The organism is Pseudofrankia saprophytica, from assembly GCF_000235425.2.
Classification (GTDB): Bacteria; Actinomycetota; Actinomycetes; order Frankiales; family Frankiaceae; genus Pseudofrankia; species Pseudofrankia saprophytica.
In genome coordinates, this window is sequence record NZ_KI912266.1 from 2,337,464 (window position 1) to 2,361,911 (window position 24,448).

At 73.2% G+C, this 24,448-nt stretch carries 21 protein-coding genes, 1 tRNA gene and 1 pseudogene; 13 read left to right on the plus strand and 10 right to left on the minus strand.

The features are described from left to right. Positions 1 to 70: 70 nt before the first annotated feature. The 9 genes and pseudogenes from sppA (at position 71) to FRCN3DRAFT_RS0209790 (ending at position 10,064) form a co-directional block, all read left to right on the plus strand. Positions 71 to 2,449 (plus strand): signal peptide peptidase SppA, encoded by a 2,379-nt coding sequence (sppA, locus tag FRCN3DRAFT_RS0209750; RefSeq protein WP_007511452.1) that lies wholly within the window; start codon positions 71 to 73, stop codon positions 2,447 to 2,449. 166 nt (positions 2,450 to 2,615) lie between these two features. Then, positions 2,616 to 3,902, plus strand: coding sequence for a phosphopyruvate hydratase (gene eno / locus FRCN3DRAFT_RS0209755; RefSeq protein WP_007511455.1), 1,287 nt, complete (start codon positions 2,616 to 2,618; stop codon positions 3,900 to 3,902). A 26-nt stretch (positions 3,903 to 3,928) separates the two neighbouring features. Continuing rightward, entirely contained in the window at positions 3,929 to 4,309 is a 381-nt protein-coding gene (locus FRCN3DRAFT_RS0209760) for an FtsB family cell division protein (RefSeq protein ID WP_007511456.1), read from the plus strand. Between the two features lie 48 nt (positions 4,310 to 4,357). Beyond that, positions 4,358 to 4,945: a DUF501 domain-containing protein gene (locus tag FRCN3DRAFT_RS43640; RefSeq protein ID WP_007511458.1), complete on the plus strand. Its 588-nt coding sequence runs from the start codon at positions 4,358 to 4,360 to the stop codon at positions 4,943 to 4,945. Next, entirely contained in the window at positions 4,942 to 5,889 is a 948-nt protein-coding gene (locus FRCN3DRAFT_RS0209770) for a Ppx/GppA phosphatase family protein (RefSeq protein ID WP_007511460.1), read from the plus strand. Before FRCN3DRAFT_RS43640 ends, FRCN3DRAFT_RS0209770 begins: the two co-directional genes overlap by 4 nt. Positions 5,890 to 5,911: 22 nt before the next feature. After that, positions 5,912 to 6,758: pseudogene (locus tag FRCN3DRAFT_RS43645) on the plus strand (uracil-DNA glycosylase). Between the two features lie 243 nt (positions 6,759 to 7,001). Continuing rightward, positions 7,002 to 8,384: an NAD(P)/FAD-dependent oxidoreductase gene (locus FRCN3DRAFT_RS0209780; protein ID WP_007511463.1), complete on the plus strand. Its 1,383-nt coding sequence runs from the start codon at positions 7,002 to 7,004 to the stop codon at positions 8,382 to 8,384. Positions 8,385 to 8,661: 277 nt separating this feature from the next. Then, positions 8,662 to 8,736: transfer RNA gene (locus FRCN3DRAFT_RS0209785), tRNA-Leu, on the plus strand. Between the two features lie 521 nt (positions 8,737 to 9,257). Next, on the plus strand, positions 9,258 to 10,064 hold the full coding sequence (locus FRCN3DRAFT_RS0209790; protein ID WP_007511468.1) for a Bax inhibitor-1/YccA family protein: 807 nt from the start codon (positions 9,258 to 9,260) through the stop codon (positions 10,062 to 10,064). Between the two features lie 142 nt (positions 10,065 to 10,206). Here the strand turns inward: FRCN3DRAFT_RS0209790 and FRCN3DRAFT_RS0209795 are convergent, their stop codons facing one another. Both FRCN3DRAFT_RS0209795 and FRCN3DRAFT_RS0209800 read right to left on the minus strand, forming a co-directional pair. Further along, a complete protein-coding gene (locus tag FRCN3DRAFT_RS0209795) occupies positions 10,207 to 10,617 on the minus strand; it encodes a PPOX class F420-dependent oxidoreductase (RefSeq protein ID WP_027140414.1) in 411 nt (136 codons plus the stop codon). Positions 10,618 to 10,691: 74 nt separating this feature from the next. Next, complete coding sequence (locus FRCN3DRAFT_RS0209800; RefSeq protein WP_007511471.1) at positions 10,692 to 10,928, minus strand: DUF4287 domain-containing protein; 237 nt, start codon at positions 10,926 to 10,928, stop codon at positions 10,692 to 10,694. A gap of 108 nt (positions 10,929 to 11,036) precedes the next feature. On the opposite strand from FRCN3DRAFT_RS0209800, the gene FRCN3DRAFT_RS0209805 reads away from it, so the two are divergent. After that, positions 11,037 to 11,438 (plus strand): hypothetical protein, encoded by a 402-nt coding sequence (locus FRCN3DRAFT_RS0209805; RefSeq protein ID WP_007511474.1) that lies wholly within the window; start codon positions 11,037 to 11,039, stop codon positions 11,436 to 11,438. Positions 11,439 to 11,450: 12 nt separating this feature from the next. Here FRCN3DRAFT_RS0209805 and FRCN3DRAFT_RS43650 read toward each other — a convergent pair whose 3' ends face one another. The 5 genes from FRCN3DRAFT_RS43650 to FRCN3DRAFT_RS0209830 all read right to left on the minus strand — a co-directional run bounded on the left by FRCN3DRAFT_RS43650 (position 11,451) and on the right by FRCN3DRAFT_RS0209830 (position 17,112). Further along, on the minus strand, positions 11,451 to 12,458 hold the full coding sequence (locus FRCN3DRAFT_RS43650; RefSeq protein ID WP_035924581.1) for an SGNH/GDSL hydrolase family protein: 1,008 nt from the start codon (positions 12,456 to 12,458) through the stop codon (positions 11,451 to 11,453). Between the two features lie 327 nt (positions 12,459 to 12,785). Next, on the minus strand, positions 12,786 to 14,423 hold the full coding sequence (locus FRCN3DRAFT_RS0209815; RefSeq protein ID WP_007511478.1) for an MBOAT family O-acyltransferase: 1,638 nt from the start codon (positions 14,421 to 14,423) through the stop codon (positions 12,786 to 12,788). Between the two features lie 97 nt (positions 14,424 to 14,520). Beyond that, positions 14,521 to 14,985: a hypothetical protein gene (locus tag FRCN3DRAFT_RS0209820; protein ID WP_027140415.1), complete on the minus strand. Its 465-nt coding sequence runs from the start codon at positions 14,983 to 14,985 to the stop codon at positions 14,521 to 14,523. Positions 14,986 to 15,132: 147 nt separating this feature from the next. Continuing rightward, positions 15,133 to 16,203: a trypsin-like serine peptidase gene (locus tag FRCN3DRAFT_RS0209825; RefSeq protein WP_007511483.1), complete on the minus strand. Its 1,071-nt coding sequence runs from the start codon at positions 16,201 to 16,203 to the stop codon at positions 15,133 to 15,135. Positions 16,204 to 16,638: 435 nt separating this feature from the next. Further along, positions 16,639 to 17,112 carry an antibiotic biosynthesis monooxygenase family protein gene (locus FRCN3DRAFT_RS0209830; protein ID WP_007511484.1) on the minus strand — a complete coding sequence of 158 codons (474 nt, stop codon included), beginning with the start codon at positions 17,110 to 17,112 and terminating at the stop codon, positions 16,639 to 16,641. A gap of 102 nt (positions 17,113 to 17,214) precedes the next feature. Between FRCN3DRAFT_RS0209830 and FRCN3DRAFT_RS0209835 the strand changes: the two genes are divergently transcribed. Beyond that, a complete protein-coding gene (locus FRCN3DRAFT_RS0209835; protein WP_007511486.1) occupies positions 17,215 to 17,820 on the plus strand; it encodes a PadR family transcriptional regulator in 606 nt (201 codons plus the stop codon). 248 nt (positions 17,821 to 18,068) lie between these two features. Here FRCN3DRAFT_RS0209835 and FRCN3DRAFT_RS0209840 read toward each other — a convergent pair whose 3' ends face one another. The 3 genes from FRCN3DRAFT_RS0209840 to greA all read right to left on the minus strand — a co-directional run bounded on the left by FRCN3DRAFT_RS0209840 (position 18,069) and on the right by greA (position 22,454). Continuing rightward, positions 18,069 to 20,060, minus strand: a complete 1,992-nt coding sequence (locus FRCN3DRAFT_RS0209840; RefSeq protein ID WP_007511488.1) for a vWA domain-containing protein — start codon at positions 20,058 to 20,060, stop codon at positions 18,069 to 18,071. A gap of 157 nt (positions 20,061 to 20,217) precedes the next feature. Continuing rightward, positions 20,218 to 21,606 (minus strand): magnesium chelatase ATPase subunit I, encoded by a 1,389-nt coding sequence (locus FRCN3DRAFT_RS0209845; protein WP_007511490.1) that lies wholly within the window; start codon positions 21,604 to 21,606, stop codon positions 20,218 to 20,220. A 362-nt stretch (positions 21,607 to 21,968) separates the two neighbouring features. Further along, the gene (greA, locus tag FRCN3DRAFT_RS0209850) at positions 21,969 to 22,454 is read right to left on the minus strand and encodes a transcription elongation factor GreA (protein ID WP_007511491.1); all 486 of its coding nucleotides are present in this window, start codon (positions 22,452 to 22,454) and stop codon (positions 21,969 to 21,971) included. A 719-nt stretch (positions 22,455 to 23,173) separates the two neighbouring features. Here greA and mca point away from each other — a divergent pair. Both mca and FRCN3DRAFT_RS43660 read left to right on the plus strand, forming a co-directional pair. Beyond that, complete coding sequence (mca, locus tag FRCN3DRAFT_RS0209855; protein WP_051466765.1) at positions 23,174 to 24,034, plus strand: mycothiol conjugate amidase Mca; 861 nt, start codon at positions 23,174 to 23,176, stop codon at positions 24,032 to 24,034. Positions 24,035 to 24,135: 101 nt separating this feature from the next. Further along, a complete protein-coding gene (locus FRCN3DRAFT_RS43660; protein WP_007511495.1) occupies positions 24,136 to 24,414 on the plus strand; it encodes a hypothetical protein in 279 nt (92 codons plus the stop codon). Positions 24,415 to 24,448 lie beyond the last annotated feature (34 nt).

Sequence of the window (24,448 nt, forward strand, 5' to 3'; positions counted from 1 at the left end):
CCAATTTGAGGTCATGTTGGGTGAGTGGTGGGTGGTTACGGTGACATGGGGGTGGTCGTAGCCTCTGGGCATGGAGACGACGACGCCCCGGCACGCGATCGCCGAGATCCGCGCGTTGGCCGCCCGGCGCAACGCCCCGCTGCTCCTGGAGCTGGATCTCGCCACCGACCCGGTCGAGGGGGTCGTCGACGACCCCCTGGCGGCCTGGCGAGGCCGGGGGCGCCAGACGCTGCGCGAGCTCGTGGACGGCCTGCGCCGGGCCGCGCTCGACCCCAGGACCCGTGTGCTCGTCGCGCACGTCGCCAGCTGCGGGATGCCGCTCTCGCGGGCGCAGGAGATCCGGGACGCCGTCGCCGAGTTCCGCGCGGCCGGGAAGTTCGCGATCGCCTACGCCGACACGTTCGGCGAGTTCGGCGGCGGGACCGTTCCGTACTACCTGGCCTGCGCCTTCGACCAGATCTGGCTCGCCCCGCCCGGTGACCTCGGGCTCACCGGCGTCGCCAGCCACACCCCGTTCCTGCGGGACGCGCTCGACCGCCTCGGCGTGACCACCGAGCTCGGGGCGCGGCACGAGTACAAGAACGCGGTCAACACGTTCGTCGAGCGCGGCTTCACCCCCGCCCATCTGGAGGCGACCACCAGGGTGGTCGAGTCGTGCGCCGACGAGATCATCGCGGGCATCGCCGCCGGCCGGCGGCTGCCGTCCGACCGGGTGCGCACGCTGGTCGACGCCGGGCCGCTGTCCGCGCGGGTGGCGCTCGGCGCCGGGCTGGTCGACCGGCTCGGCTACCGCGACGAGGTGTACGCGGCCGCCCGCGGGCGTGCTGGCGCGCAGGACCCGACCGTCGAGCCGGTGACCGCCGCTCCCGAGCCGCTCGCCGCGTCGGCGCCGGCGTCGCGGGGCCGCCCGCCGCTGGCCGCCGTCCCCGAATCCGCCGCGAAGCCCGCCATGCCCGCCACGCCCGCCATACCGGTCGCGGAAGGCGGGGACGCCGTCACGGACGAGCCTTCCCGTCGGTCCGCTGACGCGGATCCGGAACTCTCGACGGGCACGCTCCCGCTGGAACCCCTGCCCGCCGAGCCGGCGACGCCGCGCGCGGACGAGGGCCCCGCCGCTGTCGCCGCCACGGGCATCCCCGCCGCTGCCGCCGCGGACCGGCCCGGTGATGGAGCCGAGGGCACGGCGTCCGCCGGCGACGCCGAGATCCAGGCCGGTACGGGCGACGGGTCGCCGGCGGGCGGGCCACCGCAACGCTCACCGGACGGGGCCAGCCCGGTCCCGATGTACCTGGGCGCCTACCGCCGGTCGGCGGCGCGGCGGGAGTCCTCGCCGCCGCGCCGGGTGGCCCGCTCCCTCGCCGCGGTCGGCTCCCGGTTCGGCGCCCAGCGGGGGGACACGGGACCCGCGGTGCCCGCGCAGGCCGAGACGGGCGCCGGCCTGGACCCCGACGTCGCGGTCCCGCCGGCCCTGGACCCGGGCCGCGCCGCCGTCGCGCTCATCCACGGCACCGGGCCGGTGGTGCTGCGCCGCGGCGGCCCGGGGGTCGGCGGCCCCATGCTGGCCGCCGACGCCGTGTGTGCCGCCTTCCGGGCCGCGGCGAAGGACCCGGACATCGCGGCGGCGGTCTTCCGGGTGGACAGTCCCGGCGGCTCCTACGTCGCCTCCGACCTGGTGCGCCGCGAGGTGGAGCGGTTCCGGGCCACCGGTCGCCCGGTCGTCGTGTCGATGGGCGCGGTCGCCGCCTCCGGCGGCTACTTCGTCTCGCTGGCCGCCGACACGATCGTCGCCAACCCGTCGACGCTCACCGGCTCGATCGGCGTCTACGGCGGCAAGCAGGTGATCAGCGGGCTGCTGGACAAGCTGGGCGTCGCGATCGGTGAGGTCGCCCAGGGCGAGCACGCGCTGATGATGTCGGCGCGCCGCCCGTTCAGCGCCGGCGAGCGGGCCAAGCTGGAGGAGTTCCTCGACCGCGTCTACGACGACTTCGTCGGCAAGGTCGCGTCCGCGCGGGCGATGAGCCTGGAACGGGCCGGCGAGCTTGCGCGCGGCCGGGTCTGGACCGGCGCCGACGCGTACGGGCACGGGCTGGTCGACGAGCTCGGCGGCCTGGAGCGGGCGCTGCGGCTGGCCTGGGCGGCCGCCGGCCTGCCCGGGGCGCGCCCGGGACAGGTGCGACTGGTGCCGCGGCGGTCGCTGGTCGACCGGGTCCGCCCCGCTCGTTCCAGTGAGGACCAGGCCGCCGCCGCCCAGGCCGCGTTCGGCCTCGGCGGCACGCACGGCCTCGGTGCCGGGTGGGCCGGCGCCTGGGAGGCGCTGGCCGGCTACTTCGCCGGCGTCCTGACCGGTGACCACGCCGGTGGCTGGGGCCCGCTCGCCGGGCTCGCCGCCAGCGCCGGCCTGCCGGCGGTCGGTCCGCTCCTCATGCCCCCGATCGGGCCCATCGGCTGACGCGCTCGCGCTCGCGCACCGCGACCGGGTCGATCGCCGTGGTGTCATGTGGTGTTCGGCGTGTGGCCGACCCGGTCGGGTCCTCGCGGCGGTAGTCTCGCCCGGGCGGATTCGTCCGGACCTTGTAGCTTGTCCTTCCCCTCGACCTCTGGCCAATGGAGGATCCGTGCCGTCCATCGAGGATGTAGCCGCCCGCGAGATCCTGGATTCGCGTGGCAACCCCACCGTCGAGGTCGAGGTCCTGCTCGACGACGGCACGGAGGCCCGCGCCGCGGTCCCCAGCGGAGCGAGCACCGGCGCCTTCGAGGCGGTCGAGCTGCGTGACGGTGACGACCGCTACGGCGGCAAGGGCGTGACCAAGGCCGTCGAGGCGGTCATCGACCGGATCGGCCCGGCGCTGATCGACCTGGGCCTGGACGCCACCGACCAGCGGCTGATCGACGCGACGCTGATCGACCTCGACGGCACCCCGGACAAGTCGAGCCTCGGCGCGAACGCGATCCTCGGCGTGAGCCTCGCGGTCGCCAAGGCCGCCGCCAAGTCGAGCAACCTCCCGCTGTTCCGCTACGTCGGCGGCCCGAGCGCCCACCTGCTGCCGGTGCCGATGCTGAACATCCTCAACGGCGGCGCGCACGCGGACACCAACGTCGACATCCAGGAGTTCATGGTCGCGCCGATCGGCGCGAGCACGTTCGCCGAGGCGCTGCGCTGGGGGACCGAGGTCTACCACTCGCTCAAGAGCGTCCTCAAGGGCCGGGGCCTGGGCACCGGCGTCGGCGACGAGGGCGGCTTCGCCCCGGACCTGCCAACCAACCGTGAGGCCCTGGACCTGATCGCCGAGGCGATCCAGAAGGCCGGCTTCACCGTCGGCGAGGACGTCGCGCTCGCGCTCGATGTCGCCAGCACCGAGTTCTTCCAGGACGGCGCGTACCGGTTCGAGGGCACCGGCAAGTCCGCCGAGCAGCTGACCGACTACTACGCCGAGCTGGTGGCGTCCTACCCGATCGTCTCGATCGAGGACCCGCTGGCCGAGGACGACTGGGAGGGCTGGCAGGCGATCACCAGCCGGCTCGGCGCCAAGGTCCAGCTCGTCGGCGACGACCTGTTCGTGACCAACCCGGAGCGCCTCGCCCGCGGCATCGCGGCTGGCGCGGCGAACGCGCTGCTCGTCAAGGTCAACCAGATCGGCACCCTGACGGAGACGCTCGACGCCGTCGACCTCGCGCACCGCTCCGGCTACCGGACGATGATGTCGCACCGGTCCGGCGAGACCGAGGACACGACGATCGCCGACCTCGCCGTCGCGGTGGGCAGCGGGCAGATCAAGACCGGCGCCCCGGCGCGCAGCGAACGAGTGGCCAAGTACAACCAGCTCCTGCGGATCGAGGAGCAGCTCGACGCGGCGGCGCGCTACGCCGGCGCGGGCGCGTTCCCGCGGCGCGTGGCCGGCTGAGCCGCCCAACCGGCTGACCAGCTGCCATGCCGCGCCTGCCCCGGCGGACGACGCTCACCACCCGTGCCACCCTGCTGGCCGTGGTGATCTGCGTGCTCGTGCTGACGCTCGCCTATCCGCTGCGGCTCTACCTGCAGCAGCAGGCGGACATCGCCGCGCTGGCCAAACAGAACGCGGCGGCGCAGGCGCGCGTCGACGCGCTGCGCGCGACGGTCTCGAAATACGACGACGACGCCTGGGTCGAGGACGAGGCGCGCCGAAGGCTGCACTACGTCAAGCCGGGGGAAACGACCTACCTGGTGCCCGTCACGCCGTCGCCGAGCCCGGCGGCGGCGGGCGGTCGCGGGCGCTCCAGCCCCGACGACGCCTGGTACAGCCAGCTCTGGTCCCAGGCGAGCGGGCGTTGAGCGGCCCGCGCGGCCGCGGAGCACAGCCAGGACACGGCGCGTGGCCAGATGAGTGACGGGGGCGGGCGGGAAGCGGCCGGTGGTCTGGACCGCGATCTCGAGGTCGTCGAGGAGCAGCTCGGACGGCGGCCGAGGGCGGTCCGGCGGGTCGCGCACCGCTGCTCCTGCGGCCTGCCCGACGTCGTCGAGACGGCGCCGCGGCTGGAGGACGCCACCCCGTTCCCGACGCTGTACTACCTGACCTGCCCCCGGGCCGCGGCAGCGATCTCCCGGCTGGAGGCGGCCGGGGTGATGCGGGAGATGACGGCCCGCCTCGGCGAGGACCCGGGGCTCGCCGCGGCCTACCGCGCCGCCCACGCGGACTACCTCGCCCGCCGGGACGCGCTGGACGTGCTGCCGGGCAACCCGGGCGCCGGCGGCATGCCGGACCGGGTCAAGTGCCTGCACGTGCTCGCCGCCCACAGCCTGGCGGCGGGACCCGGGGTGAACCCGTTCGGCGACGAGGCGCTCGCCGCCACCGGCGACTGGGGCGCCCGCGGGCCTTGCGTCCAGTCCCCGTCACCCGTGACAGCGGGGACGACCGGACCTCTCAGCGGACCTTCTGACGACGAGGACGAGAAGGGAGCGGGCGGATGAGCCGTGTCGCAGCCATCGACTGCGGTACCAACTCGATTCGGCTGCTGGTCGCCGACATCGAGCCCGGCGATGGCCAGGGACCCGGCGAAGCCGGGCCGCGACTGCGCGAGTTGACCCGCCGGATGGAGATCGTCCGGCTTGGCGCCGGGGTGGACCGCACCGGTGAGCTCGCCCCCGAGGCGCTGAAGCGCACCCTTGCCGCGCTGCGTGACTACGCCGCCGAGATCGACCGGCTGGGCGCCACCAGGGTGCGGATGGTCGCCACCAGCGCGACCCGGGACGCGCGCAACCGCGCCGAGCTCGTCGACGGGGTGCGGGCGATCCTCGGGGTCGACCCCGAGGTGATCACCGGCGACGAGGAGGCCGCGCTGTCCTACGCCGGCGCCGCGGCGGAGCTGCCCGGCGCCGCGACCCCCATCCTGGTCGCCGACATCGGCGGCGGCTCCACCGAGCTGGTGCTCGGCGACGCCTCCGGGGTGCTCGCCGCCCGGTCGGTGAACGTCGGCTGCGTCCGGATGGCCGAGCGCCATTTCCGTTCCGACCCGCCCGACCCGGACGAGGCGGCGGCGATCGTCGCCGACGTCCACGCCGCCCTCGACCTGGCCGAGCAGGTGGTGCCGATCCGTACGGCGGCGACGCTCGTCGGGGTCGCCGGCACGGTCACCACGGTCGCGGCGCTGGCCGCCGGCCTGCCCGAGTACGACTCCGACCGGATCCACCTGCTGTCCACTCCAGCCGAGGCGATCGCGGAGGTGACCGGCAAGCTGCTGGCGATGACGCACTCCGAGCGGGCCGCCCTCCCGGTCATGCACCCAGGCCGGGTCGACGTCATCGCGGCGGGCGCGCTGGTGCTGCGCACCCTCGTGGAGCGGGTGGGGCTGCCGGCGGTGGTGGCCAGCGAGCGCGACATCCTCGACGGCATCGCCTTCTCGCTTGGACGCTGAGGAACCGGGCTCGCGGGCGCCGGTGGGGCCGGGGACCGGCTGGCCCGGCGACCCGGCGACGGCGGCGACGCCGGTGGCCCGGTCGCCCGGGGACGCCGCCCGGCTGGCCGCGACGGCACCGGACGCGGCCGAGGTCGACGCCCCGCTCGTCGGTCTGCCGGGCCTGCCCACGGCTGGTGGCGTGGCGCGAGGAGGTCGCGCGGGCCCGTCGAGCCGCGTACGCCACCGAGCGGTACTGGGGTCGCCCGATGCCCTCGTTCGGGCCGCCGGACGCGCGCGTGCTGCTGGTGGGGCTCGCGCCAGCCGCGCACGGCGGCAACCGCACCGGCCGGATCTTCACCGGTGACCGCAGCGGCGACTGGCTGTTCGCGGCGCTGCACCGGGCGGGTCTCGCGAGCGTGGCGACGTCGACGGCGGCGGGCGACGGCCAGCGGATGCTGGGGGCGAGGATCACGGCGGCGGTGCGCTGCGCGCCACCGGTCAACAAGCCCACGCCGGCCGAGCGGGATGCCTGCCGACCCTGGCTGGTCCGTGAGCTGGAGCTTCTCCGCCCGACGCTGCGGGCCGTCGTGGTGCTCGGCGGTTTCGCCTGGCAGGCGCTCTGGCCGGGGCTGAAGGCCGCCGGCTACCCGGTGCCTGCCCCTCGTCCCGCCTTCGGCCATGGCACCCGCGTCGAGCTGCCCGACGGGCCGCTGCTGCTCGGCTGTTACCACCCCAGCCAGCAGAACACCTTCACCGGTCGGGTCACGGCCGAGATGCTCGAGGACGTGCTGTCCGCCGCCGCCCGGCATGCCGGCCTGGGCCCGCCCGACGACGACCGCGGCGCGCGCGACGGCGCTGACATCCGGACCGGGCCGGGCAGCCGGTAACCGGGCAAAGAGCTCGCAAGAGACAGGCCGGCCACCCGAATTGCCCTGGGCCATGCCACCTATGGATCGCCCGACCCGCGCGGTCGTGGCCTATATCACCGGTGTCTCGTACGTCATAGTCGGCTAGCCAAATGATGTATTCGTGGTCCACGTCACGTCTGGGCGGCTTCGGCGCGGCGGTACCCGAGGTGCCCGTCTCGCGCTTGGGGCGTACCAGTTGGCGCCGTGGGTACCGCCTTTCCCATGGCATTTGGTGGGGAGCCACGCATCCTCGTCGTCGGCGGTGGTTACGTCGGGATGTACACGGCCCTGCGGCTGCGGCGCCGGCTGCGTCCAGGTGAGGCGAGCGTGACCGTCGTCGAGCCCAACTCCTACATGACCTACCAGCCGTTCCTGCCGGAGGCGGCTGCCGGCAACCTGGAGCCACGGCATGTGGTTGTCCCGTTGCGCAAGGTGCTTCGTGGCTGTGAGATGATCAGTGGGCGGGTTACCAGCATCGCGCACGCGTATCGTCTCGCCACGGTCCGTACTGTCGGCGGTGACGAGTACGACCTTGGTTACGACATCCTCGTGCTGGCGCCCGGCTCGGTCGCCCGCACGCTGCCGATCCCGGGGCTCGCGGATCTCGGCGTCGGATTCAAGTCGGTCGCCGAGGCTATTTACCTGCGGAACAAGGTGATAAATCGGATCGACGCCGCGGCGTCGACGCGCGACCCCGTCGAACGCGTCCGCGCGCTCACCTTCGTCTTCATCGGCGGCGGATACGCGGGAATTGAAGCGCTCGCGGAGCTCGAGGACATGTCGCGTTACGCGTGTTCCTATTATCCTGACATTAGTCCGAACGACCTGCGATGGGTGCTCGTCGAGGCGACCGACCGCATTCTTCCCGAGGTCTCGCCGGCCATGGGGCTTTACACCGTCAAACAGCTCGAGCACCGTGGGATCGAGGTCCGGCTGAGCCGGCGCGTCACCAGCCTGGTGAACGGCCACGTCGAACTCGACGACGGCACCGAGTTCGACGCGGACACGATCGTGTGGACCGCGGGCGTGCGCGCCAACCCGGTGCTCGGCCACACCGACCTGCCCCTCGACGAACGAGGCAGGCTGCGGGCCAACCCCTTCCTTCAGGTCGAGGGGGTTCCCGACGCCTGGACGGCGGGCGACTGCGCCGCCGTGCCCGACCTGACCGGGCCGCCGGGCGCCACCACGAGCCCGTCGGCCCAGCACGCCGTCCGCCAGGCTCGCAGGCTCGCGGACAATCTGGTCGCCCACCTGCGCCGCGAGCCGATCCAGCCATACGAGCACAGGTACGCCGGCAGCGTGGCCTCCCTCGGCCTGCACCGTGGCGTCGCCGACGTCTATGGCATCAAGCTGCACGGGTGGCCGGCCTGGTTCATGCACCGGACCTACCACCTCAGCCGCCTGCCGACCTTCAACCGGAAGGCCCGCGTGCTGGCCGACTGGACGCTGGCCCTCCTCTTCCAGCGGGAGATCGTCTCGCTCGGCTCGCTCGCCGACCCGCGGGCCGACTTCCGGCGCGCGACCGCGGCGCCATCCGAGCCCGCCCCCGCCGCCGTCAGAACCGGCGCGGGCATCGCCAGGGGATGGCCGATCGGCCCGGTATGACGGCGCCGGATGCGTTGCCGGGCATGGCATCCGCGCGGGTGGGCCGCGACGCGGAGCGGACATATCGTCCTATGCGGAAGCAGTCGAAGACCATGACCGTCCTGTGATGACCACGCGACTTCCTATGACGGTCCGCACCGATCTGTCCGCGCGTTGTTCACCTCAACGTCACGAAGGGTGACGACTGCCCCGTCTGTCCGCCGTCCGGGTGATTTCTCCATGTTGTGTTATTCCCAGAACCTACGTAGCGTGGTAGAAATATCAGCGATGTAGACGAGCCGGTGTATCCCAACAGGTAGAGGAGGCTGTCCTAAAAACAGCTCGAGTGTCGGTTCGACTCCGACCACCGGCACGAGCCAGCGTTCCATGCTTGCCGCCTTTGGCGGCTTCGCCGAGGGCCGCGATATTGCCCCGGGGCCGAGCCCCGGACCCCGCGCCAAGGGGGCTTCGCCCCCTTGGATCCCCCTCCGGTCTCGCGGCTTCGCCGAGAGTGGCGATATTGCCCCGAGCCCGGACCTCGAGGGAAGGGGCTTCGCCCCTTGGACCTCGCTTCGGTTGCGCTTGCTGGGGTTTCTTGTATTGGTTGACTGTGGGGCTCATTGTGCTTCCGGCGCGCGTTGTCGTGGCCGTTCTGTAGCTCTGGGTACCCAGGTTCGCTCCCGCCTCGCCCGGTAGGGGCGGTTCCGCCTGGCCGGCTCGGCGCGCCGGGCGGCGAGTGCCCCTCGATGGGCCGGCGGGGTATGGGGAACCGCTGGGTGCGGGGTGACGTTTATCGTTTGCGGTTAGTGCTGGGTGGCGTGCGGGGCACGCTCCGGCGCGCGGGGCGGCAGGGCGCTGCTCAGTAGGTCAGCGCGAAGAGGGCGGCGAGCCGACATGGCGAGGATGCGATCAAGTAACCCGGTCTTCACCCGGATGCGTTCGGCACCGGCCGGTCGGGATGAGACAACCTGGCCGCCGAACCCGCGGGGCGGGATGCCCGGAGCGCCGACGCCGGAGGACCTGGCGCGGATCTACCGGCAGCCGAACGGGCTCACCATCGATGACGTCGTGATGCACACGCTCGGGCTGTTCGGGCTGGCGGGCGTCGGCGGTCTCGTCGGCTGGCTGCTCGTTCCGGGCTCGCCCGGACTGGTCATGGTCGCCGGCATCGCGGGGTTCGTCCTGAGCCTGGTGATCGGGTTCAGCGGGCGGGCGACGCCGCCCCTGGTGATCGCGTTCGCGGTGCTGGCCGGTATCGGCGCCGGCGGCCTCTCCCGGACGTACGAGTCGGCCTACTCGGGGATCATTCCCCAGGCCCTGCTCGGTACAGCCCTGATCTTCACGACCATGCTGATCGCCTACCGCAGCCGCCGCATCCGGGCGACGCCGCGGCTGGCGCGCATCGTCGGCTCGGTGCTGCTCGCCGTCGTCGCCCTGAGCCTGATCGATCTCGTGCTGCGGCTCACGACCGGCAGCCACCTGCCGGTGATGAACGACGCCACCCCGCTGGGGATCCTGTTCAGCCTGGTGGTGCTGGTGTTCGCCAGCCTGCAGTTCATCCTCGACTTCGACTACATCGAGCAGGCGGTGGCGGCCAGGGCGCCCCGCGCGGAAGCGTGGCGGGCCGCGTACGGCCTGCTCATCGGCTTCCTCTGGGTCTACCTGGAAATGCTCCGCCTCCTGTCGAAGCTGCGCCGCTAGGGCGGGAAGGAGGCCAGGGCGCCGGCGCGTCCCGCCCTGGACCTTCCAGATCGCCGGCCTTCCAGGTCGCCGGCCTTCTACATCGCGGTCCTGCCGGATCGGCGGCGAGGCCGATCCGGCAGGAACCCCGCCGCCGAGACGGTCAGCCTGAGCGGGTGGGGCCCGCGGTATCGATGGTGACGCGGATCAGGCAGCGCTGGTCGCGGACCATCGCGGCCCGGTAGTCGTCCCAGTCGGGGTGCTCACCGGAGACACCGCGGTAGTAGGCGATCAGGCCGTCCATCGCCGCTGGGAGCGTGACGATCTCGGCGTGGCCGCTGATCTGCGCCCAGGCGCCGAAGAAGCCGTCGTTCAGCACGCACAGGTCGACCGCCGGCTCGCGTTCGATGTTGCGCACCTTGTAGGCGGTCAGGCGGCTGCTGATGATGACCAGGCCGGCTTCGTCGACCCCGACGGTGACGGGTGACAGCTGCGGCCCGCCGTCGCGACGGCGGGTCGCCAGCACCGCTCGGTGATTCTCCTGGACGAACGCGCGTGCGGCATCGACATCCATGCCGCCATTGTCGCGGAGGCGAGATCGGTCGGATCCCCCGCGGTGCCGCGGCCTGGCTCGGTAGGGCCTCGGAGTCAGACCCTGATCGCGCGGCGGCGCATGTCGGACTCGTGGACGAGCGCGGCGGCGTAGCAGTGTGGGAGGTCGTACTCGTCGCGCAGCCAGTTGACACGCTCCGGGAACCGCAGCAGGCCTGGGCCGTCGGCGATCCGCGCGAGCCAATGGGCTAGATCGTGGCCGGTGACCTTTGGAAGGCGCTCGATGAGACTCTGGTGGGTCTGCGGGGTCTGGACGGAGCGAAACTGAGACATGGGCGCCTCCTGAGCTGAACCCGGCGTCAACGGACCATGAAGGGAGGGTGCATCACGACGAACGGTAGGGCAAGACCCGGCGTCGTCCTCGTCAGGTAAGGTGCCCGGATGTCGGAATCGGTCCATGGGCCGGCCCGCGATCTGGCCCGCGAGCTCCACCGGTTGCTCGACCGCCTCCGGAGCTGGAGCGCGGCCTCCTGGGGCGTGCGCGCGGCCGCCGGTGGCACGCGGGCCGAGCGGGCCACGGCGCTGGCCCGTGAGCTGGCTCGGCTGAGCCGCGTGGCGGGCTCCGGAGCCCCCGACGGCGCGCAGCCGCCACCACTCGCCGCCCACGGCCTCGCCGACCAGCTGACCGTGCTCGCGGAGGACCTGCTCGACCTGCTCAGCCGGGCCGACCTCGACCCGGCCCGGCGCGCCCAGCTCATCGCCGAGTCCCACGAGGTCGTGACCGCGGCCCGCGCCGACCTCGACGGCGTCGGTTTCGGCTTCGCCGGCACTCGCGGCCGCTGAGACGACGGTTCGCTACCCGGCCCCAGCGGGTACCGGTGTGGACAGACGGTAGTCGGCGGTGAGTGCGGCGAGGATCGGGACGGCGACGATCCGGGAGCCGTCCAACGTGTAGTGGACACCGTCGCGGGTCCTGGCCAGCACGGTATGGCCGGCCGGGTTGCGTAGATAGTCGCTGTAGTGGCCCTGATCGGTCAGCTCGGGCGTCAGGTCGAGGAACTCGGCGCCGGGCACCTGGCGGGCGGCGTCCGCCACGGCGGCGTTGAGCTGGCGGAAGTAGCCATCGAGCCGGCCGGAACGCGCTGGCGGCAGGCTGGCCCAGTACACCCGGCGCTGTCCGCCGTCCGTCCAGATCCGGAGCAGGACCAGCGCGCGGCGCCGGTACTCGTCGGCCCACCGCGGCGACCCGGCTGGCAGGACCGTGCCGTCAGGCAGCGTGATGCCCTGGCCGTCGTTCGCGCCGAGAGCCACGACGACGACCTCCGGGTCACGGGCCGCGATCTGCTCGCGGGCGTGGCTCGCCCAGTCGAAGAAGTCCGGCCGCACAAGGCCGGTGCCGAACCGGGTGTCGGTCTGCGCCCTTACGGTGGCCGGCCCGGTGTTCGCGATCGTCGGTCCCAGCGACTCGGTCAGCGAGTCGCCGGTGACGAGGACGCGCAGTGGGTCGGCGGTCGTCGGGACCCGGACCGGGGCGGGCGCGGGCGGCGGGGGTGTGACCAGCCCTTTTCCCCCCATCCGCGGCTCGGCCGTGGTGGCCGCGGACTTCTCCTGGCCCGCGGCGGTGACCAGCTCGGAGTGGGTGGCCGGGGCGCCATGCCCGAAGAACGCCGAGAGCCGCCTGCTTGGCCAGTCGAGGCCGAGTGGGTGGGTGACGGTCGCGAGCGGCCGGGCGAGGGCCAGGACGACGTCGCGGGTCGTGCCCGCCGGCATTCCCTCGCCGGCGTGGACCGCCGCCGGCGCGCGCAGCACCGCCATCGCGGCCAGCGACAGCGTGACCAGCGCGAACGCGCGCCGGGCGGACACGACCCGTGACGACGAACTTGCCGCCGACGCCGACGCCGACGCCGACGCCGACGGTGGCGGTGGCGGTGGCGGCGGTGCGGGTGGCGGGTTCGACGGTCCCCGCGGTGCCGGCGCGGGAAGGCGTCGCGACGGGCCGGGCTCGCCGGTGTCCGTCGCGCCGTCGCGCCCGGTCGGCGTCTCGTCCACGTCCGCCTGGGTGTCCACGGCCCACGAGCCTGCCACGCCGCTACGTATCGTCTCCATCAACGACACGAACCGTTTCCTCCGTCGATTCGGTCTCCCTCACCGAACTGCCGGATTGACTCTGGGTGATATCGGGGCGCCTCGTCAGAACCGAAAGTAAATGAACGGGGCGACGTCCTGCTGGCCGACGAACGAGTACATGACCAGCAGGAAGGCGGCGACGGCGAGCGCCTGGACGGGCAGCCTCAGCTGGTCGAAGGCACCCTGGGCCGCCGCCCACCAGCGCGCCGGCACCGCGGCCAGGCCAAGGCCGACGACGATCGCGAGGATCACTGTCGGCGTCACCAGGCCGACGGCGAGACCACCGGTCACCAGCCGGCGCAGGATCTCCCCGGTGGTCGTCAGGTCGGGGGACCGGAACAGCACCCAGGCGGCGCAGACAAGGTGGAAGGTCACGATCCGGCGCACCCAGCGGCCAGCCGCCGTCCCCGCCGTTTCGGGTGCTTCCGTCCCCGGTGCCGCGGTCCCCGGTGCCACCGTGACGAGCCGCGCCGCGACTGGGGCTGGAGCTTGAGCCACGGCCGTCAACGCCGGCGTGAGGGCGGGGGAGCCGGCCGGATCGAGCCTGGCGGGGTCACCGCCCGCACGCGGATGCGGGATGGTCCCCGAACGGGCGGCATGGTCGGCGGCCAGCGGCATGAGCGCGTCGACCGGGCGGCGGTGGCCGTGGGGGCGGGCGCGGCGGCGGACGAACGCGCGCTCGGCCGCCAGACCGGCCCCGTGCGCCGCGCCCCAGCAGACGAACGTCCAGGCCGCTCCGTGCCACAGCCCGCCGAGAACCATCGTGATCAGCAGGTTCAGCTGGGTGCGGCGCGGGCCGCGCCGGCTGCCACCAAGTGGCACGTAGACGTAGTCGCGCAGCCAGCGTGAGAGCGTCAGGTGCCAGCGTCGCCAGAACTCACGCAGGCTGGTCGCCGCGTACGGCCGGTCGAAGTTGTCCGGGAAGCGGAAGCCCAGCAGCAGGGCGATCCCGATGGCGATGTCCGAGTAGGCCGAGAAGTCACAGTAGATCTGCACGGCGTAGCCGTAGATCGCGACGAGTACCTCGATGGACGAGTGCTGCCCCGGCGTGTCGAAGACCGGGTCGACCAGGCGGCGGGCCAGCAGGTCGGCCAGCACCACCTTCTTGACCAGGCCGCCGCAGATCAGGAAGACGGCGCGGGTCGCCGGGACGGCGGCGCGGTCGCGCGGGCTCGCCAGCTGCGGGATGAACTCCCGTGCCCGCACGATCGGCCCGGCGACCAGGTGCGGGAAGAACGCCTCGTAGACGGCGAAGTCGATCAACTTCGCCGGCCTGGTGTCGCCGCGCCAGACGTCGATGACGTACGAGAGCGCCTGGAACGTGAAGAAGGAGATGCCGATCGGCAGCGCCACCTGCAGGAGGGGCAGCGGTGCGCCGAGCCCGATCTGGTCGAGCGTTCGGTCCACCGACAGGGCGAAGAACCCGTAGTACTTGAACCAGGCCAGGAGGCCGAGATCCGCCGCGATCGCGCCGATCAGGATCCTTCGGTCACGGCGGCGGGCCAGCAGGGTGGCGGCGGCCTGGTTGACCAGCGTCGACGCGACGAGCAGGAGCACGAACCGGGTGTCCGTGTAGCCGTAGAAGAAGTAGCTCGCCGCCAGCATGAACGGCTTCCAGTACCGCGGCCGCGGCATCAGCCACCACGACAGGGCCATCACGACCAGGAAGAAGGCGGCGAACTCGATCGTCGGAAAGACCACATGCACCGCCCTCGTCGCCATCGGTAGCCGGTGTCACCTTACTCAAGGTGATCCCATCGATACTGATAGCGACTGTCGGTGGCGAGGCCGGTAACTCTCACATGCCGGGCTTGATCACCATCAGGAAGACGATCGCGACCCAGCAGGACGTGGTGACCAGGCCGGTGAGGGCGAGCCACGGGAGCCGATGGCGGGCCGCCATCCCGGTCTGCTCGATCTCGGCGACCGCCGTCGCGACGCCGCTGGCCAGGATGGTGACCGTGAGCAGGGTGGCGATCGCCCAGAGGGCCACGGAGCTGGTGATCCAGCCGTCTCCGTAGTGGCGCACGCTGCCGAACGGCCCCTGCCGGACCAGGACCAGGCCGAGGGCGACGACGCCGAGCGAGGCCGCGGCGGCCAGCCGCAGCACCAGCGGCGCCGGGCGCAGCAGCGGGAGCGCCCGCAGGCCGACGAACGTCATCGCGGGCAGGCAGAGCCCCGCGAAGGCCAGCGGGCTGATCACGAACAGGGCGCCCACGACGTGCAGGGCCAGAACCAGCCCGTACGGCCCACTGTGCGGCATGCGCACGACGCTACCGACCGCCCGAAGCGCCGCGAGGGCCGGCCCCGCCGCGAGGGCCGGCCCCACGCCCGCCTGCCGGGTCCGCGATCGTCGCCTCCTGCTGGGATGAGCGCGCGGCGCTCGTCTCAGCAGGGCGTCATCGGTCTGTCACAGGCCTATCGCGTGCTGGTACAGGTCTCGGATCGCCGGGCCGAACCAGGTGCCATAGATGGTGCCGGGATCTGCCGAGTAGGCGTAGCTGACCACCGAGTCCACGGTGCCCCCGCCACCGGCGAACCCGGTGAACCAGGCGCCTCCGCTCGCGCCGGCGGTCATGGCGCAGGGCACGCCGAGCGAGGTCCCGCCGTTGGGGTCGGCGGTGGGCGTGGCGGAGCAGTACATCAGCGTCGTGCCGTCGTAGGGCGGAAGCTTCGGGTAGCCGAGAACGGTCTGCGGCTGCCGGCCCGTCCCGAAGCCGATCGGGAAGGCCCCGCCGATCACGGCCTGGACCGTTCGGCCGCCGAGCGGCCGCAGGGCCAGGAAACCCACGTCCTCGCTGAAGTTCTGCTGGTATCCCCAGCCGTTCGTGACGGTCAGCTGCCGGGCATGCCAGACGCCGTAGGGCGAGGCGCCGTTCGCGTAGCCGGGGATGAAGATGACGTTGGTGGCGAACCCGCCTCTCGCGCCCCCCTCGTGCAGGCAGTGCCCGGCGGTCAGCACGAGGTCGCCGCCGGTGCTGTCGACCACGGTGCCGGAGCAGGCGTAGTCGGTGCCGGCGATCGTGCTGAACAACGCTCCCTCGGCGCGTGCCGCGAGCCCGCCGCCGCGGTAGGGCATGACCTGGTTGCCCGCGAGCGGTACCCGGCCGGGCACCGCGGCGCTGGGTACCACAGCGCCGGACAGTTGGCCGTCGGGTGGCTGGGCGTCGGGTCGCTGGACGCCGGGTGGCTGGGCGTCGGGCGAGCGCGGGCCAGGCGCCAGGCCCGCGGCCGGGCTGGCGGGCTGGGCGTCCGGCGCGAGTGTGCCGGGCCGCTGGGCGACGTCGCCGTCGACGGCCTGGGCCCGGCGCCCCGGCGTCCAGTAGCGCGCCAGTTCCTCGTCGGTCTGCGCCTGGCGTTGGGACGTCACCGGAGCCGTCGGGACCCCGGCGACGGGATCGTCGGTCACGCCCGAGGACGCGGGCTCCGACGAGGGGCTCGGGGCCGGTCCCAGCAGGAACAGGGCGGCGATGGCCGCCACCGCGACCGTGAGCCCGGCGAGCCAGGGGCGCCGCCGCCGCGCGGCGCCGTGCCGCCAGCCGCCGCCGGGCGTCGTGCCGCCGCGACCACCCGTGCGTTGGTCGAGACCGTCCCGCTGGCGACGCTGGCTCCGCTGGCCGACCAGGGCCCGCGGGCCGCGTGGCCCGGATCGCTCGTGTCGGCCGCGGGGGCGGGACCAGCCACGCCGGTCACCGCGACGGCGATGTTGGCCTCGTTTGGAACGCGTGACGCCGGACGGATCTGTGGCGCCGTCTTCCAGGGTCGACGAAGACCCCACCCCGATCTGTGAAGACATGAGTGCGGACGGTAACAGCGGCGACCGGGGTTCCCGCGCTCCGAACGGGCTGGGCCAGCCCGGGCAGCTGGGTCAGTGGGGGCACTCGGGGTCCCGACCCCAGTCGGGCCCCAACCGTGGTCAGGCGGTCGGGTCCGGCGCCGACGGCGGCAGCGCCCGATCGGCGTCGACGCGGGCCGTGGCCTCGGTCCAGGTCGGCGGCTCGGCCGCGGCGTCGTGCGCCCAGAAGACGAACGTGGAGTCCGCCATCGCGGGCCCGAGCGTGCGCATCGCCGCCCGGTGCTCGGGCGAGCGCACGAACCCGTCGAGCGCCCGCCGGTCGGTCCAGCCCGACAGCGTCCAGTACTCGCCGCGCATCGGGCGGGCGACGAGTGATACCCCGAGAGCGCCGGGGGTGGCCAGCAGCGCGCGCCGTACCCGCAGGGCGTGCCGGAGCATCGTCACGGTGTGCCGGCGGGAGGCGATCGAGAACCGGGAGGCCATGACCACCGGTGCGCCGGCCGACGGGTCGGGCGTCTCGGTGGGCGCGGTCGTCGCGGTGGCGGACGCGGCCGAGCCGGCGGCGGACGGCGTGGACCAGGGAATGGTGGCCATCTGAAGCTCCTGGGACTCTTACGGTCCATAGTAGACCGTCTGTTTCGGACGGTCATAACTATAGTATGAATCGGACCGTCCGCAAGGGGTAGTCTGCGAGCTGTGGAAGAGGAAGACGCGCCCGGCGCGACCCACCCGCCCTCGTCGGCGCCGGGCGCGGCGTCGCTGACGCCGGTCTCCTACCTGGTGCTCGGGCTCGTGGCCAGGCACGGCACGGCCACGCCCTACGACCTGAAGACGTTCGCCGCGCAGTCGGTCGGGAACTTCTGGTCCTTCCCGCACGCGCAGCTCTACAAGGAACCGCCGCGGCTGGCCGAGGCCGGCCTGCTCGCCGAGGAGCGCGAGGAGTTCGGGCGCCGCCGCCGAATCTTCCGGATCACCGACGCCGGCCGGTCGGCGCTCACCGACTGGCTCGCCGGCGGCGAGACGGCACTGGGGGAGTTGCGCGCGCCGGGCCTGCTGAAACTCGCGTTCGCGGAGCTGGGCCGCCCGGCGGACGCGGTGACGCTCGCGCGTGGGCAGGCGGCCGCTCACCGGGCGCAGCTCGCCACCTATGAGACGTTGGCGGCGCTCCCGACGGACGCGATGCCGTGGTCCCTGCGGCGCGCGCTGGAACTCGGCCTCGGCTATGAGCGGCTGCAAGTGGACTTCTGGGAGAAACTGCTCGCGGACCTCACCGCCGGCCGGATCCCCCCGCCCACCGACTAGATGCTGTGTCGTCCCATGGTCTTGGACCTCACTGCCAAGCGGCAGCCGACCGCCCGTGGTGACGGCGCATCGGCGCAGCGCCCGGGGTCCCTGCCGGATCGCGAAGCGATCTGGGAGGTCTGCCAGCCACCTCGGCAACCCTGAGCCAACCTAGCCACCGTCATAGGCCGCAGGCCGGATCCAGGTGGCGAGGGCGCCCGGCGCCCGGCGCCCGGCGCCCGGCGCGGAGCGTCTGCCGCCGGACCGCCTCAGCGGGCCGCGCGGCGGCCGCCGCGGGAGCGCAGGTAGTCGTGGACGACGTACTGGTCGAGCGCGTTCGGGTCGGGGGAGAGCACTCGGCCACCGTTGCGCCGGGCCATCTCCTCGACGAAGCGCACCAGCCGCGGCTCGGTGTCCAGCATGAAGACGTTGATGTTGACACCGCGCCTGGTCAGCCGGTCGACCTCGGCGAGGGTGAGCTCCAGCGTCTCCGGCATCGGCGGCCACGAGAAGGCCGGTGTGCCGTCGCGCAGCAGATGCGCCGTCGGCTCGCCGTCGGTCACGACCATGACGACCGGCTCCGACTCGGGGTAGCGCGACAGCAGCCGGCCGGCGATCAGCAGGGCGTGCTGCAGGTTCGTGCCCTGCACCATCTCCGAGTCGAGGCCGGCCAGCTCCACCGGCCGCAGCTCGCGGGCGTAGTCCGAGAAGCCGATGATATGGATCTTGTCCTGCGGGAACTTCGTGGTCACCAGGGTGTGCAGGGCCAGCGCCGTCGACTTCGCTATCCCCCAGGTGCCGCGCAGCGCCATCGAGTAGGACAGGTCGACGAGCAGGCAGACGGCGGCCGAGGTACGTCGCTCCGTCTCGGCCACGGCGAAGTCCTCGACCTTCAGCCGGATCGCCCCGCCCGGGCCGGGCGGGCCTGACCGGAGCACCGCGTTGCGCACGGTCCGTACGACGTCGATCGGCTGCGTGTCCCCGAACTCCCAGGCGCGCGCGGTACCGATCAGCTCACCCGCGCCGCCGGCGTCGGTCTGCGCGTGGTCGCCGCGCGCGCCCGACGAGATCTGCCGGAAGATCCTGGCCAGCGCCGACTGGCCGATCCGGCGTACCGCCCGGGGCGTGAGCTCGAGGCGCCCGGAACGGCGGGTGATGAAACCCGCGCGTTCCAACTCGCGCTCGATCTGCTGAAGCTGGCGCAGGTCGTCGACGGCGGAGCGGCCCAGCGCCGCGGCGACCGCCTCCGGGTCGACGTCGTCGAGCGAGGCTCCCGGGTAGTCCTGGCTGAGCGCGGCGGCCAGCTCGTCGAGCTCGGCGAGCTCCTCGATCGCCGACGTCGCGTCGCCGAGGCCGAGCCCGGCCCCGCCGCCGCGCGGGTCGCCGAAGCCGTTCGCTCGCCCCGACGGGCGCATGCCCCAGTTGAGGTTCGGGCGGGCGGCCCGAAGCGCGTCGCCGAGCTGGGAGAGCTCGTCGGCCAGGCCCATGTCCTGGACGGCGGAGGCCATCAGCTCGGCCAGCTCCTGGCGCTGCTTCGGCGACAGGCCCGCGAGCAGGCGGGCGGCGGCGGCCGAGCGGCGGGCCAGCGTGTCGACCAGTTCCTCGAGGTTGCCGGGCTGCTCGGGGAAGAACTCCCCGAACTCGCGCATGAACTCGCGGAACGCCTCGTCGGTGTCCTCGCCGCGGGCGTCCTGGGCCAGCAGCTCGTTGAGCGCGCGGACCATGTCGCGCACCCGGCCCATGTCCTCCGGGGTGGCGCCGGTCAGCGCCTCCTTCATCCCGCGGAACTGGGAGTCGAGGACCTCGCGGCGCAACAGGTCGGCGATCTGGTCGTAGGTCTCGCGGGCCTGCTCGGAGCGCCAGTCGTAGTCGGCGAGCTCGCGCACCGCGCGGGCCGGGTCGCCCGGCAGCGCGTCCAGTTCGGCCTCGCGCATCCGCGCGTCGTCCGACGGGTCGGGGAACAGAGCCGCCCGCTCCTGGCCGATCGCGGTGTCGAGCAGCCGGCGCACCTCCTGCAGCGTGCCGTCGAGCCGGCCCCGGGAACGCACCTCCCGGCGGCGCCGGTCGACCGCGCGGCGAAGGTCGTCGAGCCCGCGCCGGTCGTTCATGCCGCGGCGCAGCAGCGAGTCGAGGGCCTCGCGCGGCGTGCGGCCTTCCAGCACCTGGCGGGACATCTCGTCGAGGGCGTCGGTGGCGGCGAACGGGAAGTCGAGCGGGTCGGGGCCGCCCGCCCAGGGGCCGTAGCGGAACTCGTTGCTCACCGTGTGATCCCGTGCCTCTCAGGGCCTCGCTTCGCGAGGTTCCACGCCCCTGTGGTTCAGGGTGCGTCCGCCCCGCGCCGCTCTCTGTCATGTCCCGCTGGCCCCGAGATCCCGGCCCGCCGTGGGTACCCGTCCCCGCCGGCGGCGCCGCTCGCGGTCAGCCGCCGTAGACCGTCCGTCCGGGCAGTTCCTCCTTGGCGAGCCGGCGGTTGAGGTGCAGGCCCTCCATCGCCAGCTCCAGCGCCGCGGCGGCGACCCCCGGCGACTCGGCGCCGTCCACCCCGAGCTTGGTGAGCATGCCGGCGAGCCCGGGGACCGGGCCGACCCGGCGCAGCAGCTCGGCGGCCGGGACCAGGTCGCCGGTCTCCACCGGGCCGTCCGCGTCGAAGCGCTTCTGCAGCCCGGCCAGGTCCGTGCCGGCGAGCCGGGCCCGGAACGTCTCGGCGATCGCCCGGCGCAGCAGGTGGGTGAGGATCTCGTCCTCCCTGCCCTCCTCGAGCGCCTCGAACTCGACCTTGCCGCGCACGGCCGGCACGATCGATCCGAGGTCGACGACCCGGGCCGTCGGGACGTCCTCGCCGGTCAGCGCCGCTCGCCGGACCGCGGAGGCGGCCACCGTCTCGGCGGCGGCGACGGCGAGCCGGGCCGACACGCCGGAGCGCTGGTCCACCTGGGGGGCGTCGCGGACCAGCCGGGTGAAGCGGGCGACGATCTCGATCAGGTGGTCGGGCAGCGCCGGCGCGCCCAGCGGGGAGCCCTCCCAGGCCAGCACCGCCTCCTGGCGGATGAGCCGCAGCTCGTCGTCGAGGCGCAGCGGGTAGTGGGTGCGCACCTCGGCGCCGAACCGGTCCTTGAGCGGGGTGATGATCCGGCCGCGGTTGGTGTAGTCCTCCGGGTTGGCGGAGGCGACCAGCAGCAGGTCCATGGGAAGCCGCAGCAGGTAGCCGCGGACCTGGATGTCGCGTTCCTCCAGCACGTTGAGCAGCGCCACCTGGATGCGCTCTGCCAGGTCAGGCAGCTCGTTGACGCTGAAGATGCCGCGGTTGCAACGGGGAACCAGGCCGTAGTGGACGGTCTCCGGGTCACCGAGGGTGCGACCCTCGGCGACCTTCACCGGGTCCACGTCGCCGATCAGGTCGCCGACGCTGGTGTCCGGGGTCGCGAGCTTCTCCCCGAACCGGTCGTCGCGGTGCCGCCACGCCACCGGCAGCTCGTCGCCCACCTCGGCGTGCAGCGCGCGGCAGCGCCCGCAGACGGGCGCGTACGGGTGATCGTTGATCTCGCAGCCGGCGACCACCGGCGACCACTCGTCGAGCAGGCCGACGAGCGTGCGGATGAGGCGGGTCTTGCCCTGGCCGCGCTCGCCCAGGAAGACGATGTCGTGGCCGGCCAGCAGCGCGCGCTCCACCTGGGGCAGCACCGTGTCGTCGAAGCCGACGATGCCGGGGAACCGGTTCTCACCGGCGGCCAGCCTGGTGAGCAGGTTGTCTCGTAGCTCGGTACGCACGGAGCGGTACACGTGCCCGGACGCGCGCAGGCCGCTCACGGTCGTGCCCGCTGGCGTCGAGCCCGCGGCTCCCGCCGGATCGACGGCAAAACTCGTACCGGATCGGCGAAGCCGATCCGGTACGCCGTCGACTCGGGAGGCCCGAGACGGGACGGCCGCCGACGACGAGGCGGTGGGACGGGGCGGGACCGGCAGATCTACCACCCCACCGACGCTACCGCCCGGCTACGGCTTCGCCAGCCCGGTTGCCAAACTCACCCCGAATCGGGTCCCCTCCGCGTGCCCGCTGATCAGGGCAGTTCCGGAAGGTTCGAGAGCTGAAAGCCCCTGCCGGCGGGGGGCAGTCACCGGCGCAGTCACCGGGGGAGGCCCCGGTGGCGCGACTACCCGACCGCCGCGGCTCAGCGGGCGTACGGGGCGACGGAGACGATCTCGACGGAGGCGCCCCGGCCGTTCGGGAGGGTGTAGTTGACCTTCTCGCCGGCCTTGTGGCCGTTCACCGCGCCGCCGAGCGGAGAGGCGGGGGAGAAGACCTCGATGGCCGCGCTGTGGTCCTCCCGGGAGCCGATGAGGAACCTCTCGGTGTCCTTCTCGCCGGGGAAGCGGACCTCGACGACCATGCCGGGCCCAGCCACGCCGGCGGTGCCCGCCGCCGGCTCGCCCACCTTGGCGTCCCGCAGCAGGTCGGTGAGCTGGCGGATGCGGGCCTCCTGCTTGCCCTGCTCCTCCTTGGCGGCGTGGTAGCCGCCGTTCTCCTTCAGGTCGCCCTCCTCGCGGGCGGCCTCGATCTTGTTGGCCAGCTCGGTGCGGCCGGTCGTGGTGAGGTAGTCGAGCTCGGAGCGAAGCCGGTCGTAAGCCTCCTGGGTGAGCCAGGTCTGCTGGGTCACGCGTCACGCTCCTCGTAGCAAAGCAAATACTCAGATTATCAGGAAGATCTAGAAACTCCGGACGACACACGACGCACGCCCATCCGGCGAAGGGCGGTGATCCGGCGGTCCTCGACGTCCTGGACCCCGTCGGTCACATCCCCAGGTCCGGAGACGCTGACACCGACGGTCACGCGGCGCCTGCCCTGTGTGCCAGGACGGACAACGCCGACGTCACGCCGCGCCGCGACCGCGCGCCCCCTCGTCGGACCTCACTGTCCCAGGGACGCGTGCGCGGACGGTGCATTGTGCCACGGCGTTCGGTGACTTTTCCATAACGAACGTGAACTTGGCCACGGTCGGGGTCCGGTCGGGGCCCGGTCGTGGCAGTGGGCGCCCCGGCCTGTCGGGCGTCTGGCGGCCCCCTCGCGTGGTTCCGGATCGGAGCCAGCCGCCTGATGGTCTCGCTGGTGGGAGTTCGTGGCCCTGGCCCTGGCGGGCCGGGTCCGGTCGCGGCCGCGGCGTGTCGCGGGCGGGTCGCGTGACGTCGGACACATTGACGTGCATGGCCTGGTGAGACGCCGTGGCGAGTCTGGCCTGTCGGGGGTATCAGCCACAATGGCCCTATGCCGGTGAACCCCGAGGCAGCCTCCGCTGGCAGCGGCTTCGCCGCCGAGCGCGCGGTCGCCGCCGAGCCCCTGTCCGAGCCCAAGGCCGCGTCGGGCCGCGGTCTTCGGCTGATGGCCATACACGCCCACCCCGACGACGAGTCCAGCAAGGGCGCCGCGACGATGGCGCGCTACGTGAGCGAGGGCATCGAGGTTCTCGTCGTCACCTGCACGGGCGGCGAGGCGGGCAGCGTGCTCAACCCGGCGCTGGACAAGCCCGAGATCGTCGAGCGGCTGTCCGACCTGCGCCGCGAGGAGATGGAGCGGGCGCGGGCCATCCTCGGCGTCCGGCAGACCTGGCTCGGCTTCGTCGACTCGGGCCTGCCGGAGGGCGACCCGCTGCCGCCGCTGCCGGCGGGCACGTTCGCCACGCTCGACCCGCGGGAGGCGGCCGCGCCGCTGGTCCGGCTGATCCGTGAGTTCCGGCCGCAGGTCATCACGACCTACGACGAGAACGGCGGCTACCCGCACCCCGACCACATCATGACCCACAAGATCAGCGCGGTGGCGTTCGAGGCGGCCGGCGACCCGGAGCGCTACCCGGAGCACGGCGTGGCCGCGGATCTTGAGCCGTGGCAGCCGCTGAAGCTCTACTACCACCTCACCTTCCACAAGGCGCGCATCCTGGCGCTGCACGAGGCGATGCAGACCCGTGGCCTCGAATCGCCCTACGGGGAGCGGCTGGAGAACTGGATCGACCGAGCCGAGGACAGCGCCCGGCTCACGACCAGCGTCGAGTGCGCCGACTACTTCGAGGTGCGTGACCGGGCGCTGCTGGCCCACGCCACCCAGGTCGACCCGAACGGCCCCTGGTTCCGGGTGCCGATGGACCTGCAGCGCGAGGCCTGGCCCACGGAGGACTACCAGCTCGCCCGTTCTCTCATCGAGGTCGGCACCCTCCCCGAGGACGACCTCTTCGCCGGCATCCGGTAGCTTCCCCGGCCTCCGCGAGGTCCGCGGGTCCGGCGGGAACCCCGGGGGCCCCGCCTGGCTGTGCGCCGAAGATGCGCTGGTGATGGGCGTAAGGTCAGGTTGTGAACCAGGTGCTTGCTGGGCCGGTGCTTGCGGCCGATGAGGTCAGCGGTGGGACAGCTGGGCTGCTCATCGTGGTCTTCCTTGTTGTGGCGGCTGGTTTGGTCTTCTACTTCATGTTCGGCAGCCTCAAGCGGCTGCGCAGCAACGTCGACCGGGGCGCCTTCGGGGCCGCGAGGGCCGGCGCTCCTTCGGCCGAGGGCGGCGCCGGCGACAAATCCGGGCAGGTCGCCGTTCCCCGCCAGGCCGACGGGTCCGCGGACACCGACCGCAACGCATAGAAACGGGCGCGCGGGTCACGCGCCCCCGCCGACC

What these genes read in the sequence shown, in the direction of transcription:
- FRCN3DRAFT_RS0209830 (WP_007511484.1), bottom strand. Translation starts at nt 17,112, where the DNA reads ATGGCCACCATTCCCTGGTCCACGCCGTCCGCCGCCGGCTCGGCCGCG.
- FRCN3DRAFT_RS43640 (WP_007511458.1), top strand. Translation starts at nt 4,358, where the DNA reads ATGAGTGACGGGGGCGGGCGGGAAGCGGCCGGTGGTCTGGACCGCGAT.
- mca (WP_051466765.1), top strand. Translation starts at nt 23,174, where the DNA reads ATGGCCATACACGCCCACCCCGACGACGAGTCCAGCAAGGGCGCCGCG.
- sppA (WP_007511452.1), top strand. Translation starts at nt 71, where the DNA reads ATGGAGACGACGACGCCCCGGCACGCGATCGCCGAGATCCGCGCGTTG.
- FRCN3DRAFT_RS0209795 (WP_027140414.1), bottom strand. Translation starts at nt 10,617, where the DNA reads ATGGATGTCGATGCCGCACGCGCGTTCGTCCAGGAGAATCACCGAGCG.
- FRCN3DRAFT_RS0209800 (WP_007511471.1), bottom strand. Translation starts at nt 10,928, where the DNA reads ATGTCTCAGTTTCGCTCCGTCCAGACCCCGCAGACCCACCAGAGTCTC.
- FRCN3DRAFT_RS0209780 (WP_007511463.1), top strand. Translation starts at nt 7,002, where the DNA reads ATGGCATTTGGTGGGGAGCCACGCATCCTCGTCGTCGGCGGTGGTTAC.
- FRCN3DRAFT_RS0209770 (WP_007511460.1), top strand. Translation starts at nt 4,942, where the DNA reads ATGAGCCGTGTCGCAGCCATCGACTGCGGTACCAACTCGATTCGGCTG.
- FRCN3DRAFT_RS0209805 (WP_007511474.1), top strand. Translation starts at nt 11,037, where the DNA reads ATGTCGGAATCGGTCCATGGGCCGGCCCGCGATCTGGCCCGCGAGCTC.
- FRCN3DRAFT_RS0209760 (WP_007511456.1), top strand. Translation starts at nt 3,929, where the DNA reads ATGCCGCGCCTGCCCCGGCGGACGACGCTCACCACCCGTGCCACCCTG.
- FRCN3DRAFT_RS0209790 (WP_007511468.1), top strand. Translation starts at nt 9,258, where the DNA reads ATGGCGAGGATGCGATCAAGTAACCCGGTCTTCACCCGGATGCGTTCG.
- FRCN3DRAFT_RS0209820 (WP_027140415.1), bottom strand. Translation starts at nt 14,985, where the DNA reads ATGCCGCACAGTGGGCCGTACGGGCTGGTTCTGGCCCTGCACGTCGTG.